This is a genomic window from Nocardioides sp. NPDC127514 (genome assembly GCF_040302125.1).
Classification (GTDB): Bacteria; Actinomycetota; Actinomycetes; order Propionibacteriales; family Nocardioidaceae; genus Nocardioides.
The window spans coordinates 35,999-53,636 of record NZ_JBEORF010000024.1; the positions used below are offsets into that span (position 1 = coordinate 35,999).

Consider the following 17,638-nt stretch of genomic DNA (forward strand, 5'->3'; position numbering starts at 1 on the left):
AATGATCATTATCGCTCAGTCGTGACGATGATCTCCGTCCCGCCATCGGTCAGTGCCTTCGCGAGCGACTCCGGCACCGGTTTGTCGGTGACGAGCATGGAGACGCAGGAGAGGTCGCGGATGCGCGCGAAGGTCGGATGCTCGAGCTTGGTGCTGTCGGCCACGACGATGGTGCGCTGCGCCGCCGCGATGAAGTCGGCGCTGATCTTGGCCTCGGCCGGGTGGATCGTGGTGAGCCCGGCCCGGGTGCTGATGCCGTCGACACCCAGGATCGCGGTGTCGATGTGGATCTTGGACAGCACCCCCTCGCTCAGCGGGCCGACCAGCTCGTAGGACTGGGTGCGCGCGGCCCCGCCGGTCACCACGATGTTGACGTTGGGCCGGATCGAGAGCTCGTAGGCGATGTTGAGCGCGTTGGTGACCACGGTGATGCTGTCGTCCTCGGCCAGGTCGGGGTGGCGCCCGATCGCACGGGCCACCTCGCTGGTGGTCGTGCCGCCGTTGAGCGCGACCGTCTCGCCCGGCACGAGCAGGTCGGCGACCGCGGTCGCGATCGCTCGCTTCGCGTCGGCCTGGCGACCGATCTTGTACTGCAACGGCAGCTCGTACGCCGAGCCGAGCGCGGTCGCGCCGCCATGTGTCCGGGTGACCAGCCGCTGGTCGGCGAGGTGCCCGATGTCGCGGCGGGCGGTCGCCGCCGAGACACCGAGAGCGCTCTCCACCTCCGCGATCGACACGTGCCCGTGCTCGCTGATCAGCTCGAGCAGCTGGTTGAGTCGCTGTTGTCTCATGGGCCCCCTTCCTGGGTCCCGGACAGCCTACGCAGGTCCGGCCTCTCAGGGGCCGCAGTGGAAGGTCGCGTCGGCCCAGTCGGCGTGGTCGTTGCCGTTCCCGTCGCCGGCATCGCCGGCCACCAGGTCGACATAGTCGGCACCGGTGACGTCGGCGGTGATCGCAACGGTGGCACTGGCCGGCCCCAGGGTGCCGGTCTCGGTGACCGTCGTCCCGTCCGCGACGACGGAGAACCTCACCGAGCCCCGCGACGTCTGGACGTCGTCCACCCCGACGTCGGCGGTGAAGCTGGTGCAGTTGCCGGCCAGGTAGTAGCGCACCTTCGAGACCGCATGCGCCCCCAGCCCCTTGGTGTAGACCTTGCCGGCGAGCGTGATCGGCCCACCGTCGCCGGCAGCGTTCTCCCCCACGCTGGTGTCACGCTCGACCGGTCCCCAGCCGTTGGTGGCCGAGATCCAGCCGAGATCGCTGGCGTAGGTGTCCGCGGTCGGCGGAGGCGGCGCGGTCTGCACCGTGGCTGAGCGGGTCACCGTGCGGGTCTCGCCACCGACGTCGTACGTCGCAGAGCCGGTGAGCTGATAGCTCGACTCGGCCGCGTCGGCCGGCGGCGTGACCTTCCAGGTCACCGCGTGGCTCGCCCCGGGAGCGAGCGAGTCGAAGGCCGCCGGCGTGGTGGCCTCCGCCGTCCAGCCCTCCGGCACCTCGAGACCGACCGTCCCGGCCCCGGTCTCGGAGGCCTCGTCGCTGGTCAGCGTGGTGGTGACCTCGGTGACCGCGCCCGGTAGCAGCTTCTCCTCGCCGGCATCGACGGCGAGAGTCGCGCAGGCCGGCAGGTCAGCGGCCGCACCGAGGTCCTCGACGGTGAAGTCGTCGATGCTGATGTCGCCGTTCGCGCCGTTGTCGTCGGCGGTCCGCAGACCGACCCAGTAGTCGCCGCAGCCGCCGGCCACGAACTCCTCGCTGAACCGGGCGGTCTCGACCTGCTTGCCGATCGGGCGGGCACCGACCTCGACCGAGCGCGGCTCGCCGCTCGCGACCGAGTCGTAGCCGGTGACCCACTCGTAGTCGTCGGCCCGCTCGGTCTGGTGGTCGAAGGAGACCCGGTAGCGGTGGCCGGGCTCGAGACGTACGGTCTGCGGGACGGTGCGATAGACGAGGCCGCCGTTCTCGGCATGCGATTTGAGCGACCAGTCGCCGCTGATCACGTCGTCGGTGACCTTGCCGTTCCAGCCGCTCTGCGTGTACGGCTCGTGCCGCTCGGCCAGGTGGGTGCGCGGGTCGGTGACGCCGCCCGAGGTGCCCTTGACGAACGGCGACCAGCCCTGGACGACCTCCTCGAAGTCCTCCTTCACGATGACCTTCGCGCCGGGCGCGGCCGGCAGGTCGCGCTCGACCGCGACGACACGTACGTCATCGAGGCGGACCTTCGCCGATCCCGCGTCCGCGGAGATCCTGACGGTCGCGGTGCCGTCGCCGCCGACGTCGAAGGGCACCTCGACCCGCTGGAAGTAGGTGCTGTGCAGCTCGTCGGCGGCGACCAGGTTCTTCGCGGTCGAGCGCTCGACGCGTCGGGTGTAGGTCTTGCCGGCGGAGGTGACGGCGACCGTGGTGGCCCGGCTCCGGCCGGGCTCGACCTCCACCCAGACACCCAGCGCGTTGCGGCCGCTGCGCAGGCCGTCCAGTCGCTGGCTGATCGCGGCCCTGCCACCGGCGCCCAGGACGGCGACCTGCTGACCGGTCGAGGTACGCCCGGTCGTGGCCGGGCCGCTCGGGTGCCAGGCGTCGAGGTCGCCGGCGTTGAAGCCGGGGTCGGCGACATGGCTGCCCTGACCCCACTGCGGCGTGGGCGAGCCGCCCGGAGCCTTGGTCAGGACGTACGCCGTCCCGGCCTTCGCATCGAGCGTGACCTTGCCGGCTCGGACCGGCACGCTGCCCGCCGCGACCCGGCCCTGCTCGGTGAGCTCGTAGACGTTGAGCCGGCTGCTGGTGCTCCACGCGTCGGTCAGGCTCCAGGTGGTCCGGCCGCCGTCGGTGTTGTGGTGGTAGAGCTTCGTGTCGTCCTTCCACGGGAGGAGATAGGCGTCGCCGTCGAGCACGAGGTCGCCGTCCTGATAGATCTTCCGGGTGGCCTCGGTCTGGCCGGTGTTGACCACGCGTACGCCGCCGTCCTGGACGATCTCGTCGCGGCTCCAGCGCAGGATCGGGTTCTGCTGCAGATACTTGGTCGGCAGGTTCGTCTGCCAGATGTTGTCGTAGAAGGCGTCGACGTCGTTCTCGCCGGTCCATCCCTCGAACTCGACGATCTCGGTGTGCCCGAGCAGCTTGTCCGGGTTCCAGGTGTCCTTCTGCCCGTTGCGTACGAACCGGATCATCTGGCTGTTCAGGCCCTTGTTGGTGGCGCCGCCGTAGGACTCGTCGTTGGCCCAGTGGGACCAGAGCGCGTCCTCCTCGAAGTGGTAGGACCACTCGGTGCCGATGTTCCAGCCCTGCCCGCGCAGCTCCTGGGCGAGGCGCTCCTGGAGCCAGCCGAAGGAGTAGTAGACGTCGATGTAGAGGAAGTCGAGGTTCGGGTGCGTCTCGCGGCGCAGCTGGGCGAAGCGGTCGACGATGTTCTTGGTGGCGAGGTCGGTGCGCTGGTCGATGTAGTAGGACTGGTCGATCCAGTCCCAGCCGGGACTGCCCTCGTTCACGAGGGTCTCGTCGAAGGTCTTGGCCTCGGGGTAGGCCTCGGTCGCGTTCACGTGGACGCCGAAGTCGGCTCCCCACTTCTCGCCCGCACGGACCAGGGTGTTGAGGTCGTCGAGCCCACCGGCGCGGGTGTTGTAGTTGCCGCCGTAGTCGGGGTGCGCGGAGTCGTGGCCCTCCGAGCCGTACCCCTTCAGCACCGCCAGCTGCCCCAGCCCGTCGGTGGCCAGCGAGACCCGCTTGACGTCGTCGAGCGTACGCAGGAACGGATGCGTCGCCTGGCTGGCGAAGTTGAACGGGATGTGGGTGACCACCCGCTCGGGGGTCTCCTCCGCGCCGTTCATCGGTCGCTGGATGTCGCGCAGCGCGATCGCGCCGTCCTGCCAGTCGACGGTCTGGTCACCGTTGGCATCGGGGGTGATGGTGACCTTCGCCCACGGGAGCTCCTCGGTGTAGGGCGAGCCGGTCGCCCGGTAGGTCCACTGGCCGCTCCACAGGCCGACCCGTCGGCCGCTGTCGGTGGCGCTCACGCTGCGCCAGATCCGGCCGCGTTCCCGGGTCGCGTCGCCGCTGCTCTGGTCGTAGACCGAGTTGGTCTCGATCGCCGCGGCGAGCTGGTCGGTGTCGACGATGGCGTACGCCGATCCGACCGGCTTCTCGGTCGTGGCCAGGTCGGCGGTGACCTCGGTGTGGGTGTCGCCGTTGGTCGCGCGGTCCGCGCTCACGACGGCGGTGCTCACGGTCGCACCGGCCTGGTCGGAGCTGACCGAGAGGAGGTCGTGCCCGGGGATGTCGAGGGTGCCGACCCGGTGCTCGGCGGTGTCGGTCACCTTGGTGACCGCGAAGGTGACGACGTCGCCGGCCACCTCGAGCTTCGCGTCGAGCTCGACGCCGGGCAGATCGGCGAAGGTCAGCCGGTAGGTCGCGGTGTCGGCGTCGGCCTGGGTGCCGGTCACGGTCGCCGTGTGCGCCGTGCCGTTGATCCGCACGGCCGTCGGTGTCGTCGCGGCGCCGCTGATATCGCCGCCGGCGGTGTGCCGGTAGCCGAGCACGGCGGGGAAGTCGTCGGCCACCCGCACGCTCAGCACGGGCGAGGTCAACGTGAAGCCGTCGGTGGGGGCGGCATGGCCTTCTGGCGCGATGGCGACCACGCCGGCGAATGCCGTCACGGACGCGAGGAGGGCTGTGGGGAAACGCTTCGGCATCGTGACTCCCGAGGGTGGGGGTGGGCCTGACGAGGTCCGTCCATCATGCAGAGTTTTGCGCGGATTGGCTACGTTATGCGCAAAAGTTGTCATATCCTCGGCTGGTGACCCCCACCTTGGCCTGGCGTGACGGCGAGTTCCTGAAGCACGGCGTCCCCCACCGGATCCTGTCCGGGTCCATCCACTACTTCCGCATCCACCCGGACCTGTGGGAGGACCGGCTGCGCCGGGTCGCCGCCACCGGGTTCAACACCGTCGACACCTACGTCGCCTGGAACTTCCACGAGCAGGACGAGGGGTCCCCGGACTTCACCGGGCCCCGCGACCTGGCCCGCTTCGTCACGATCGCCGGCGACCTCGGGCTCGACGTGATCCTGCGCCCCGGGCCGTACATCTGCGCCGAGTGGACCAACGGCGGGCTCCCGTCGTGGCTGACCGCGCGCACCCGGGCACCGCGCAGCAGCGATCCGGTCTACCAGGACGCGGTCTCACGCTGGCTCGACCTCCTGCTCCCCCAGCTCGTCCCGCTCCAGGCCGGTCACGGCGGGCCGGTCGTGGCCGTGCAGGTCGAGAACGAGTACGGCTCCTACGGCGACGACGCCGCCCACCTCGCCTGGCTCCGGCGGGGGCTCCTCGACCGTGGCATCACCGAGCTCCTCTACACCGCCGACGGCCCGACCGAGGTCATGCTCGACACCGGCATGATCGACGGCACGCTCGCAGCGGCGACCTTCGGAAGCCGCGCTTCGGAAGCCCAGACGATGCTGCAGTCACGACGACCCGGCGAGCCCTTCCTGTGCGCCGAGTTCTGGAACGGCTGGTTCGACCACTGGGGCGAGAACCACCACGTACGCTCCCCCGCGAGCGCCGCCGCGACGCTGCGCGAGATCATCGATCTCGGCGGCTCGGTCAGCGTCTACATGGCGCACGGCGGCACCAACTTCGGGCTCTGGGCCGGTGCCAACCACGACGGCCGCCGCATCCAGCCCACCGTCACCAGCTACGACTCCGACGCCCCGGTCGGCGAGGACGGCCGGGTCTCGGAGAAGTTCCGGCTCTACCGCGACATCCTGGCTCCCGCCACCGGGCGGTCGGTCGACGAGCTGCCTGGTCTGCCGCCGGACGCCGCGCGTCACGCGTTCTCCTCGGCGCCACTGTCTCCCGGCGCCGACCTGCTGTCCCTGGTGACCCGCGGACCGGCGACGCGCGCCGCGGGGCCGCTGAGCTTCGAGGAGCTCGGCATCGACACCGGCCTGGTGACGTACCGCTCCTCGGTCACGCTCCCCAGCCACGACGTCCACCTCACCGTGCGCGGCCTGCACGACAGGGCGTACGTCTTCCTGGACGGGCGCCCGCTCGGCCTGCTCGAGCGCGACGACGCCGACCCTGCGGTACTGACTCTTCCCGGCCTCGGCAGGGAGGCCGAACTGACCCTGGTCGTGGAGGCGCTCGGCCGCGTCAACTACGGCCCGCTGCTCGGCGAGCACAAGGGGATCCTCGGCGGCGTCCAGGTGGACCGGCGCCTCGTCCACGGCTGGGCGCACCACCTCGCACCCCTCGACCGCTGGGTGCCTGACGACCTCGACGGCGTCGCACATGCGGTCATCGAGGTCGACGGCCCGGCCGACGGCTGGCTCGCCGTCCCCGGTGACGGAGACCGGTTCGTCTGGCTCAACGGCACCCTGCTCGGCCGCTTGTGGAGCCGCGGGCCCCAGCGCCGCCTGTACGCCCCCGCCGCGCTGTGGCAGGCCGGAGCCAACGAGGTCGCCGTCCTCGACCTCACCCACCCCGCGACGTACGTCGAGGTCCACCCGGACCCGGACTTCGGGCCGAGCGAGGAGTACGTCGAGACACTCCCGACCGGGACGTAGATCCGCAGCCCTGGGGGTCGGTTAGCCTCGTACATGTGAACCCCGACACGCCTGACATCAAACCCAGGTCGCGCGCCGTCACCGACGGTCTGGAAGCCACCGCTGCCCGAGGCATGTTGCGGGCCGTCGGCCTTGGAGACGACGACTTCGCCAAGCCACAGATCGGCGTCGCGTCGTCGTGGAACGAGATCACCCCGTGCAACCTGTCCCTCGACCGGCTCGCAAAGGCGGTGAAGAACGGCGTCCATGCGGCCGCTGGCTACCCGCTGGAGTTCGGCACCATCTCCGTCTCCGACGGCATCTCGATGGGCCACGAGGGCATGCACTTCTCGCTGGTGTCGCGCGAGATCATCGCCGACTCGGTCGAGACGGTGATGAGCGCCGAGCGGCTCGACGGCTCCGTGCTGCTCGCGGGCTGCGACAAGTCGTTGCCCGGCATGCTGATGGCGGCTGCTCGGCTCGATCTCGCCTCGGTGTTCCTCTACGCCGGCTCGACCATGCCCGGGCAGGTCGACGGCCGCGACGTCACGATCATCGACGCCTTCGAGGCGGTCGGGGCCTGCATCGCCGGAAAGATCAGCCGCGACGAGGTCACCCGCATCGAGAAGGCGATCTGTCCTGGCGAGGGCGCCTGCGGAGGCATGTACACCGCGAACACGATGGCTGCCGTCGCTGAGGCGATGGGCATGTCATTGCCCGGTTCGGCCGCTCCCCCTGCGGTCGACCGACGACGCGACGGCTTCGCCCACCGTTCGGGCGAAGCGGTGGTCGGGCTGCTGCGCAAGGGCATCACCGCGCGCCAGATCATGACCAAGGAAGCCTTCGAGAACGCCATCGCCGTCGTGATGGCCCTCGGGGGTTCCACCAACGCCGTGCTGCACCTGCTGGCCATCGCCAACGAGGCCGAGGTCGACCTGACTCTCGACGACTTCACCCGGGTCGGAGAGAAGGTCCCCCACCTCGCCGACCTCAAGCCGTACGGCAAGTACGTCATGAACGACGTCGACAAGATCGGCGGGATCCCGGTCGTGATGAAGGCGCTCCTCGACGCCGGCCTGCTCCACGGCGACTGCCTCACGGTCACCGGAAAGACCATGGCCCAGAACCTCGCGGAGCTGAGCCCGCCCGCGCTCGATGACGAGGTGATCCACTCCTTCGAGCGGCCGATCCACCGCACCGGTGGTCTCACCATCCTGAAGGGCTCGCTCGCCCCCGAGGGCGCTGTCGTCAAGACCGCCGGCTTCGACGACACCGTCTTCCGCGGCACCGCCCGGGTCTTCGACGGGGAGCGGGCCGCGATGGACGCCCTCGAAGCGGGGCGCATCGTCGCGCGTGACGTCGTGGTCATTCGGAACGAGGGCCCGAAGGGCGGCCCGGGCATGCGGGAGATGCTCGCCATCACGGGAGCCATCAAGGGCGCTGGTCTCGGCAAGGATGTCCTGCTGATCACCGACGGCCGGTTCTCCGGAGGAACCACGGGTCTCTGCGTCGGCCACATCGCCCCAGAGGCCGTCGACGCCGGCCCGATCGCCTTCGTCCGCGACGGCGACCCCATCGTCCTCGACGTCGTCAACCGCACCCTCGAGGTCGAGGTGGAATCCGAGGAGCTGGAGCAGCGGAAGGTCGGCTGGGAGCCACTTCCCTCGAAGTATCAGCGCGGAGTGCTCGGCAAGTACCGGCGTACGGTGCAGTCGGCCGCGGTCGGCGCCGTCACGAGCTAGTCAGCTGCCCCATCACGATGATCCGGAGCTGGCTGGCGAGCAGCTGCGTGGCGGTGAGTCCGAACATCGCCCGGAAGGTGTCGCTGAAGTGGCTCGGGGAGGCGAACCCCGCGTCGCTGGCGGCCGTCGAGAGATCCGCGCCCTGACTGACGGCCGCGGCGGCGTACCGCATCCTGGCCCAGAGGCGGTAGCGGCGAAAGCTGGTGCCCGACTCAGCTGAGAACAGGTGCAGGAAGCGCGACTGGGAGAGGTTGACCGCGGCGGCCAGCTCCGCCGCACTCCCCCGCTCACCGGGTCGGTCGCGAAGGAGCTGCATCACGACGCGGATCCGCACGTCGGTCGGCTCGGCCTCACCGGCAGGGAGCAGACGTCGTCGCAGCATCTCCGGATCCGTGACCGGCCCCTGGCTCCAGTCCGCGATCAGCGCCGCCTCGTCGAGATGGTCGTACGCGATCGTGCTCGTCCGGTCCGTCATCTGCCCGAGCACGTGCGCCGTCCCCGAGGCGCCGGGGTCGACGTAGTAGAACAGCATCGTCTGCTCCTCGCCAGCGACGATCTGATGGGACGTACGCGCAGGGATCAGCGCGCTCCGCGCCTGCCGTGGCTCGGCCTGCCCTGATCGCAGCAGGAAGGGAGCGTCCAGCCCCAGCGCGAAGCAGGTGACCGACCCGGAGTGCGTGCCCAGCCGCAACGACGGGCCCCGGTACGCCGCATGTCCCGACCAGAGCCAGACCGTCGGCCGCGCGTCGTCGCAGCACGAATCCGGAAGCGGCTCGGTCGCCATGCGCGTCATGATCCCACGGTGAACACCGTGGCCAGCCTGACCATCGCCGTCATCGGCATCTTCTTCCTCGCGATGGGGACGTACGCCCTGGTCACCCCGAGCGCCCTCGCCGCCCCGTTCCACCTCTCGGCGAAGACGCCCGAGTCGCGATCCGAGATCCGCGCGGTCTACGGCGGGTTCGGCATCGCGATGGCCGCTGTGCTCGGCGCCGCCGCCCTCGACATCGGCGACATCCGGACCGGCGCCGTGACCGCCGTCGGCCTCGCCCTGATCGGGATGGCCGGCGGCCGACTCATCTCTCGCCTTCTAGATACCCCCGCAGGTTTCTATCCGATCTGGTTCTACTTCGGGATCGAACTCGTGGCCGGCACGGCCCTGCTTGCGTGCGTTTGACCTCGGCAAATTCGGCTATGCTCGCCACCGTGGGATCTCGGCCGACAATGGACACGTCTGTACATCCGCCACGCCCTCGCGCCCCTGGCGGGAGCCGCATGGCCCGACGAGTCGACTGGCACAACGATCCCTCGGCGCCCGAGGTGAACAGCATCCGACCCAGCGCCGCCGCCTTCGTGCTCGACGACCCGGGCAGGATCCTGCTGATCCGCCGCGACGACACCGGCAACTGGACCATGCCCGGCGGGGCGATGGAGCCCGGCGAGTCGCTGACGGCTGCCGCGGTCCGCGAGACCTTCGAGGAGACCGGCATCACCATCGAGGTGACCGGCCTGATCGGGATCTGGACCGACCCCCGCCACCGCATCGAGAACACCACCAACGGCGAGGTACGCCAGGAGTGCTCCATCATCTACGCCGGCCGCTACCTCGCCGGCGAGCCCACACCATCCGCTGAGAACACCCACGCCGAATGGGTGTATCCCACGATGGTTCCCAGTTTGCAGATGGACCGCAGCCAGCGCGTACGGATCGACTGGGCCCTCAACCGCAACTTCCCCCACCTCGACCCCAACCCCTGATCGCCGGACCGTTCCCGACTCTGGGGCCGATGTGACCCACCTCGGTCTCTCATGAGGCTCGATCGAATCAGAACGGCGCGCGTACTACGACCCCATCCCGCAACAGCCGGACACGGCAGGCGTCGCATGGCGGGCATACCGCCCACTGTGACGCAGACACGACTGGCGTCTGTTCGGGCGCTCGACCAGTGTGCAGCAGCGGAAACTCGCTCGGGTGCGAGTCGTCTCGGGGCGACTGGCCGCCTCCCGCCGTGAGACTCTGGTTGGGTGAGCAACACGTTGGCAGACGACCCGGAATGGGTGCTGCTGCGCACTTTGGTCATCAGCGTCGGCGACCCGCCTGCGGAGATCGATTGGCGGGGTAGGCTGGGATCGGTCGGCGTCGAGACCATCACTCCGGTGACGAAGGACGGCGAGCCGCTCGGGACACTGGTGATCGCTCACCGGAACCTTGACGGGCCGCCCGTCCGCGACGGTGTGTTTGATCTCCCGGAAGACGCACGCGCGGAGGCCGAGGAGGCGCTAGAGATGCTGGCCCGTCTCATAGCGTTGGAGTATGGCAAGCGCTTCTCCCTGGCATCGCCGTCACCCTGCTTGGGCTTCCATTGCACCGACCCCGCCGCGCTCGACGCACTGGACGGGACGCCCGCGGGGCAACCCAGAGCCGGCTTGTCCATGGAGGGCGTCGCGTCGGCCGGGATCCTCGAAGATGGGGAGCTCCTCGACGTCATCGGGACGCGACCGGATGGTCTCATCATGCTCACAGAGGCGCTCAACGCGCGGTCCCCTGTGGGACAGTTCACCATAATTTGGCGAATGTTCGAGCGTGCCTTTCACCGCGGCTTCCGCGAGGCGGCGCCGCTTCTACATGAGTTCCTATCTAGCGGGCCGCACGGCTTCGAGCGGGCAGAGGTAGATGAGTGGGTCGACCGCCGGAACTCGGCCGTCCACGCCAACAGGCCGACGGATCCCGTACTAGACCGGCACGTCCAGCCGTTCATCGGCCGGATGCGGGAGGCGGCCTTCGACGTGCTGCTCAACAAGGCGGTGTGGCACGACTCTGCGCCCGACCGGCGCGTGGATCATCCGTGGCGCCCCGCATCGGGCTCCTCTGGACCGGACGGCGGAGTATTTGTGACGCGTGGGAAGGAGGCGGCGCTGCAGACTCAGTTGCTGGACCCATTCAGGCCGTTTCCCCTCCTGCTTGCGGGAGGCCCACGCCCGCTGGTACCGCCGGGGCTATGGCTGACGCACGAGGACAAGGATCTAGTACTTCGCCGACTGCGCGAGGTCGACGTGCTGCTCGGGATCGCCCACACCTAGCAGAGACCGCTGCCGTGATGGCTCCTGTCGCAAGCTAGGCCGTCCATCGGGTGTAGTAGTTGCCACGGCCTGAGCAATGACGTCGGGGAACAAAGCATGCCTCAGCAAACTAGTCGCGCGGGACTCCGGGATCGACCTCATCACGCTGGTAAGTCAACTCTCGCCACGTCTCTACCCACGTCGCCATCCGCCGCGCGCGCCGCCTCGAACACCGCTGGGGTGCTCTCTTCGGCCCGGGACATGACGGCGGCCAAGATCATCGACCAACTGGCTGAGGGTCGCGACCCTGCGAGAATACCGGCGACATCGACGAGGTGGCAGGGTCTCTTCGATGCAACTTTCGAGCGGACGACCGAAGTAGATAACCCAAGGCCGGTGCCCAGCATCCGTTGCTATGGGCTCGCCTTCACCAGGCACTCGTAGCACGAGGGTTGGACTGCCGGTTCCTTCAGCGGCTCTCGCTAGAAACCGATACACGACAGTAAGGGAGCACCTAGAGTCGTCCGTACGCCGAGGGAAGGGATGCGGGGATGAGCAACGCCCACTCTGCGGCGGGCCCTGCGCTCGGCTATCAATATCAGGCTGACTACGGCCTTCTGACGTTCGTCCGCGACGGCGAACCCGGTCGTGCCATCACGCTTGAACTGCACGACGATGTCGCGTGGGACGACAACGGCACGCCCGTTGAACAACTCCAGGTCAAACACAGCGTCGCAGCCAGCAGCACTGTTGGCGACACGTCTCCCCAAATCTGGCGCACGTTGAAGGCCTGGCTCGACGCAGGCAACCCCGCCAATCTGGACGGGCCGTCGCTCGTGCTCGTCACGACCTCAACAGCAGTAGATGGGTCCGCTGTGCATCTGCTCCGCGATGACTCTCGCGACGCGCCTGCCGCAGCGACACTCCTGCGGACTGCGGCAGCCGACACAGACGGCGGGAAGACGACCGCCGTCGCACGAGCCGCGTTCATGAAGTTGTCGGTGGCTGAGCAGAACGCGTTCGTTTCCCGCATCCGGGTCATTGATGGCACCCCGAACGTACTTGACATCGACGCTGCGCTCCGTGTCGCTGTCAGGCGGCATCTCCCTGCTGAGGAAGGCAAACAGGACGCGTTCATGGACGCGTTGTGGGGATGGTGGCGCCGGCATGCCGTCGACATGCTCAGCAGTCGCTTCTTCCCTGACCGCCACCTTCGAACCACTGTCGAGGAGGTCGAACTCAACAACCAACTCAATCACCTCGCCGTGACTCATAGCGACCTCGGGCTTCCCGAGTACGACGACCTCGACATTCAGGACGGCCATGACGACCTCGTGGTCCACGAGGACGATATCTTTGTTCACCAGTTGAAGTTCCTCGACTACGCACAGACCGCTCGGACCGTCCGGAACGCCATCGTCGACTACCACCGGGCGGTCGCAAACGAGACACGTTGGCTTGAACGCGACTTCCTGAACCGTGACGAGGTCGAGAAGTACGAGAAGAAACTCCGAGAAGCATGGCGCATCGCGTCGGGGTTCCTGTTCGATGACCTCCCCGGGGAGGCGTCCGACGCCGACCGTGTTCAGGCCGGACGGAAACTTCTTAGCACCATACTCATGGCGACGCCCGTACGTATCCGGACCCATGTCGACCAAGACTTCTACTACCGAGGCAAGCACCACATGCTTGCTGAAGACGGTGTCATCGGCTGGCATCCAGACTTCGAGGAGCGCGTGCAAGCCATGCTTCTGGCTAAGGAATCTGTCGCATGACCGAGAACCGTGATGACGCACCAGCAGCTCATGACACCGAGGTCCCCGACCCAGCAGTCCCCAGCACTGAGGCCCCGGAGGCGGGAGCAGCTGACGCCGTGCCCCAGCACCTTCTCTCATGGGCGGACCGTTCGCCGGTAGCCGCAGCGATGTTCAACCCTGCCGTCGTCGCTGTCATCATCGCTGCAGCCACGAATCAGTACGAGGACGTGACCGGCGACCCTATGCCGTGGCCGCTGGCGTACCTCGTCCCGCCTCTCGTTCTCCACGGACCGACCCGGGCTGCGCTGCCTCGAACTAGCCGGACCAGCCTGCCGAACTGGGTGAACAACCATCCGGTGCTCAATGCAGGGTTTCCTGCCCGGGCACGCCACCTTGCCCCAACCGTGCGCGAAGGTTTGCGGTTCGCGCTCCGAGAAAACGCACTCCAACTGACTGCAGACGGCGGTAGTTTCACCAGCACCAAACTTAAGGGCGTCAAGAAGACCGCTCCAGGCGACCTCGCCCCAGTTGTCCTTGCAAGCGGCATGCTTGGCCGTATCTTCGGTCGCACACGCGACCCTGCAACCATCTTCGCCACCCTGCGCGTTCGCCCGTAGCCGCCAGTACACCGCAAAAGGCGCCAGGATCTCTTTGTCTCTGGCACGCTGGGTCGGTGCAACTGGAATCACTTGCCCTGTACTCACGCACCGGTGAACGCAAGATCATCCCGTTCAAACTCGGTGCCCTGAACGTCATCACGGGGCAGTCGAAGACCGGCAAGACAGTTCTGGTCAAACTCATCGACTACTGCCTCGGACGTCGCGATGTTCCGACATCTGCGGGCGGTGTTGAGCGCGCGCTAGTGTGGGTCGGTGCAATCTGGCAATTCGACGACGGCAACCGCGCCTTCGTCGGTCGTCCCGTCCCGCCCATCAAGACCGCGACGACGACCGAAGCGATGCTCATCCTCGGTGACGGCACACTTATCGCACCCGACTTCGGAGCACTTAACGTCAACACCAACACGAGCACGATGCGTCTGGAACTCGGCGCAAGGCTCGGGCTGACCGAGAGCGAAATCGCGCCGCCAGTCGGTGCTTTGCGCAACCCGACACGAACCAACCTCGGCCATGCCGCCCTGCTGTGCATCCAGAACCAGGACGAAATCTCGTCGTCGAGCCGCATCTTTCACCGGTCCGGCCAACCAGGCATCGACGACGCGCTCCGGGATACTATCCCGTACTTCCTTGGTGCGACGCCCGCTGACCAAGCGCTCCTCAAGTCAATGCTCCGCCAGGAGAATCGGCGACTTCAACGCCTCGAACGAGAACTCAAGGACGCCCAGGATGTCGCCCGGGACCTCGACGACGACCTTCGGAACTTGCTCGCTGAGGCCACCGAAGCCGGCCTCACTGAACGCGTCGAGGGCGACAATCAACTCGACCGATCCGCTCTTATCCTTCGACTCCACGCCGCTTCACGCGACCTCGCCGCCGCAGTCGATGACGAGCCCGCCATTGCGCAACAAGACAACCGGCGTCGCGAGCAGAATGAACTCGCCCTGGCTTCAGACGCTTTGGACCAACTGCTCCAGCAGCGCGCCCTCCTCCTCGAAGAGTCCGAAGGAGGCAACGCGTACGCCGACGCCATCGACGTCCAAGTCGGGCGGCTTGCCAGCCTAAACCTCCTCACTCTCACCTCCGACCGCGCAGAGGACGCACCTGCAGGAACCACGTGCCCCATCTGCGGCAGCGCCGAAACGACCACCGACGCAACCGCTTCTCAAATGCGTGAGGCACTCGACCGCCTTCACAACAGGCTGGCAAGCACCCGCAGCGCCAATCCGGCCAAGAGCGCCACCCTCGACGGCCTCAACGCCCGCATCGCCATTGCCCAAGCCCAAGTGCGGTCAGCACGGCAACTCCTCGAAGCGACCTTCGCCACGGACTCCACTGTCGGACGCGAGACCAACCGCCGACGTGACTTCATTCGTGGACGCATCGACGCCACGCTGGCCCGCACTCCCCAGACCGACGACATCCAACTTGCACGCATGCGCGAACGAATCGAACTCAGCAGGCAGGCCGTCGAAACGCTCCAACTCCAACTGTCCGACGACGACACCCGCGAACGCCTCAACTCGCTCATGCTCGCCGTCGGGCGTGACCTCACCAACTACGCACGCACGCTCGAACTCGAACACTCCGAACGAGACGTACGCATCGACCTCGTCCGCCTCACCGTCATCGCGGACGTCGACGACGTTCCCGTGCCGCTCAACCGCATCGGTAGCGCCGAAAACTGGATTGGTTACCACATCGCCAGTCACCTGGCACTCCACCAAAGTTTTATCCGGCACGAGCGGCCTGTGCCCCGCCTTCTCGTCATCGACCAGCCGTCCCAGGGCCACTACCCCTCCGAGATGGCGAAGCGCACGGGACGAGCCGACACCGATGCCGACGAACTGGCCGTCCGTCGTCTGTACGAGCTCATGAACGACTTCACCGTCACAAACGGCGGCCAGTTCCAGGTCATCACTGTCGACCACGCCGACATCGACGAACCCTGGTTTCAGACCGCCATCACCGACCGCTGGCGCGGAGAAGGAAACGCTCTCATCCCCACCGACTGGCTAACCGCGAACTGACCCAGCCGCTGCCGAGTGAGGGACCTGCGAGGCTCTGACAGGCGAGTTCTGCGTCACACAACGTGTGCCGGCCGGCCCTAGATGGAGTGTCGCGCTCGCATCCATGTTCCAGCCGGGGTCTGGACTGAGCAGTCGCACCGGTCCCCGGCATCTTCTCCGGCAAGGCGCGACGCCGACCCAAACACGCTGCAACGATCGCGCTGATGCTGAAGACGTCGGGCTGGAGATGTTCGCCTCACTGAGCGAGGCTGTCACCCTCCGATCTCCCGCACGGGCCAACGCGCTCGTCCAGCCGCCCCGCGGCCTACTAGGCTCCGTGCTGGCGCCTTCTTCGGTCCCATTCAGGACGACGCTGTTGGCGCTCTGGACACGACGTAACGGAACGAGTGTCGTTAGCTTGCTCGTTCCGCACGCACCGACCGAGAGAAAGTGGATCAATTATGGCTTCGACGCCTATCGACAGCATTGACACCGACGTTCCCTGCCCTGGCCGCGACTGCACGGCAACGCTGATGCGATTGACCATGCAGGTCGACGGAACTCCGAAGACCTTCTACGACTGGAAATGTCCGACCAGCGCGCTGCACGTAACCCAGCAGTGGGAGCCGCCCACGGCGTACGAAATTCTGTAGTCCGCGAACAGACGGCTTTGGCATTCGTGAGCATGCGTGTCAGCCCAACTCATCCGCGTCTTATCGTCACCTGCAAGTGCGCACAGCACATGCTCGGCACTTGACTTTGGGGCGTACAGGCCGTTGCCAGCGGTCGGGCACGCAATGCGGATGCTAGGGCGGACAGAGCATCCCGCCTACTTGATTGCACTCAGATCTCGAGCCTTCTGAACTGCCTCCGAGTTCTGTTGGATGCCAGCCTCTGCGATGGCGACTTCAATCAGGTCGGCGCAAGCCATGAGCGAGGTCCGCACGTCCAGCTCGAAGGACGTCTGCGCGGCTTGGATGCCGGTCCTTGTAACGACCACTACGGAGTAGTCCGACCCGCCGGACAGGAACGACTCGCTTCCGGTCTCGATCATCGTCCAAGGCGTGCGCACGCCTTCAGGTGTCGGCTTCGGCTGGAGCTTGCCCGTTCCGGTCAGGTAGTTGTCGAAGTGCTCCAGCATGTCGCGAATGTGCTTCCCATCGGGAACTGCGGCGTCAAAGGCCGCAGCCTGTGGGTGGTCCCTGCCGAGTACGGCCTTGGCACCGCGGGCGGCATTGTTGAGTGCCGTGGCGAACAGCATGAACTCGACGTTCTGCCCGTCATCCAGCGTTCCGTCCAAGACCCGCTGCGCTTGACGCACAGACGCCTCTAACCATGCATTTGCAGCTCCAACAACGATGCGTTTGTGTCCGTCCTCCATGGGTCCCCCTTAGCTAGCCTCACATCGTCACATCTCCAGTTGCACTAGCAGCGTAGTAGTGACTGGTTGGCGCAGGAACGGCCGAGTAGCCGTCCGGGCGTGCTGACGGGCCGTGCCGACAATGCGTCATACCGCCGCGAGCGCGCTACATCTCCGCGATGGATCACTCACCGAAGGGGCGGGCTGTCGAGGTCTCCCTTCCTATGGCGCCGTCGTGGCGAGGAGGCGTCGCGCACGACGGCCCAGGTCGCTCAGATCCACCCGACCCTCCTCAGCCGCGGCCGCCAGACGAGCGGCGAGGTCCATTGCCTCGTCAAGCTCGGGTGCGGTGACCGCGGACTCCTGGCCCATATCGCGAAGGATTGTGATCTCGGTCCTGGACGCGATCAAGGGGTCGGTGACCCCGTCGATCCAGACTCGAGTGCGGCGACCATCGCCGCGTTCCTCCCCGGTGATGCGCTCCAGGGCGAAGATACGGTCGGCGCGCGCGAACTTTCCGAAACCCAACGCCACCATCCGGGAGTCCGATGCCATGTAGTC

At 67.3% G+C, this 17,638-nt stretch carries 13 protein-coding genes; 8 read left to right on the forward strand and 5 right to left on the reverse strand.

Annotated elements, in window-relative coordinates:
* Nucleotides 1-8: 8 nt before the first annotated feature.
* Nucleotides 9-791 carry a DeoR/GlpR family DNA-binding transcription regulator gene (locus ABTX24_RS19285; RefSeq protein WP_350720624.1) on the reverse strand — a complete coding sequence of 261 codons (783 nt, stop codon included), beginning with the start codon at nucleotides 789-791 and terminating at the stop codon, nucleotides 9-11.
* Between the two features lie 45 nt (nucleotides 792-836).
* Nucleotides 837-4,682: an endo-alpha-N-acetylgalactosaminidase family protein gene (locus ABTX24_RS19290; RefSeq protein WP_350841825.1), complete on the reverse strand. Its 3,846-nt coding sequence runs from the start codon at nucleotides 4,680-4,682 to the stop codon at nucleotides 837-839.
* Between the two features lie 104 nt (nucleotides 4,683-4,786).
* On the opposite strand from ABTX24_RS19290, the gene ABTX24_RS19295 reads away from it, so the two are divergent.
* Together ABTX24_RS19295 and ilvD are read left to right on the forward strand one after the other, a co-directional pair.
* Complete coding sequence (locus tag ABTX24_RS19295) at nucleotides 4,787-6,553, forward strand: glycoside hydrolase family 35 protein (protein ID WP_350841827.1); 1,767 nt, start codon at nucleotides 4,787-4,789, stop codon at nucleotides 6,551-6,553.
* A 35-nt stretch (nucleotides 6,554-6,588) separates the two neighbouring features.
* Nucleotides 6,589-8,274 carry a dihydroxy-acid dehydratase gene (ilvD, locus tag ABTX24_RS19300; RefSeq protein WP_350841829.1) on the forward strand — a complete coding sequence of 562 codons (1,686 nt, stop codon included), beginning with the start codon at nucleotides 6,589-6,591 and terminating at the stop codon, nucleotides 8,272-8,274.
* Here the strand turns inward: ilvD and ABTX24_RS19305 are convergent.
* Entirely contained in the window at nucleotides 8,264-9,067 is an 804-nt protein-coding gene (locus ABTX24_RS19305; protein WP_350841831.1) for an AraC family transcriptional regulator, read from the reverse strand. The genes ilvD and ABTX24_RS19305 overlap by 11 nt on opposite strands.
* Nucleotides 9,068-9,085: 18 nt before the next feature.
* Here ABTX24_RS19305 and ABTX24_RS19310 point away from each other — a divergent pair, with 18 nt between their 5' ends.
* The 6 genes from ABTX24_RS19310 to ABTX24_RS19335 all read left to right on the forward strand — a co-directional run bounded on the left by ABTX24_RS19310 (nucleotide 9,086) and on the right by ABTX24_RS19335 (nucleotide 15,738).
* Complete coding sequence (locus ABTX24_RS19310) at nucleotides 9,086-9,451, forward strand: DUF4345 domain-containing protein (protein ID WP_350841833.1); 366 nt, start codon at nucleotides 9,086-9,088, stop codon at nucleotides 9,449-9,451.
* A gap of 98 nt (nucleotides 9,452-9,549) precedes the next feature.
* A complete protein-coding gene (locus ABTX24_RS19315) occupies nucleotides 9,550-10,032 on the forward strand; it encodes an NUDIX hydrolase (RefSeq protein ID WP_350841835.1) in 483 nt (160 codons plus the stop codon).
* Between the two features lie 267 nt (nucleotides 10,033-10,299).
* Nucleotides 10,300-11,355: a hypothetical protein gene (locus tag ABTX24_RS19320; protein WP_350841837.1), complete on the forward strand. Its 1,056-nt coding sequence runs from the start codon at nucleotides 10,300-10,302 to the stop codon at nucleotides 11,353-11,355.
* 530 nt (nucleotides 11,356-11,885) lie between these two features.
* Complete coding sequence (locus ABTX24_RS19325; RefSeq protein ID WP_350841839.1) at nucleotides 11,886-13,109, forward strand: ABC-three component system protein; 1,224 nt, start codon at nucleotides 11,886-11,888, stop codon at nucleotides 13,107-13,109.
* A complete protein-coding gene (locus tag ABTX24_RS19330) occupies nucleotides 13,106-13,708 on the forward strand; it encodes a three component ABC system middle component (protein ID WP_350841841.1) in 603 nt (200 codons plus the stop codon). The genes ABTX24_RS19325 and ABTX24_RS19330 overlap by 4 nt, the downstream gene beginning before the upstream one ends.
* A gap of 56 nt (nucleotides 13,709-13,764) precedes the next feature.
* Entirely contained in the window at nucleotides 13,765-15,738 is a 1,974-nt protein-coding gene (locus ABTX24_RS19335; protein ID WP_350841843.1) for a DUF3732 domain-containing protein, read from the forward strand.
* Between the two features lie 808 nt (nucleotides 15,739-16,546).
* Here the strand turns inward: ABTX24_RS19335 and ABTX24_RS19340 are convergent.
* On the reverse strand, nucleotides 16,547-17,098 hold the full coding sequence (locus ABTX24_RS19340) for a hypothetical protein (RefSeq protein WP_350841844.1): 552 nt from the start codon (nucleotides 17,096-17,098) through the stop codon (nucleotides 16,547-16,549).
* 201 nt (nucleotides 17,099-17,299) lie between these two features.
* The gene (locus ABTX24_RS19345) at nucleotides 17,300-17,632 is read right to left on the reverse strand and encodes a hypothetical protein (RefSeq protein WP_350841846.1); all 333 of its coding nucleotides are present in this window, start codon (nucleotides 17,630-17,632) and stop codon (nucleotides 17,300-17,302) included.
* Nucleotides 17,633-17,638 lie beyond the last annotated feature (6 nt).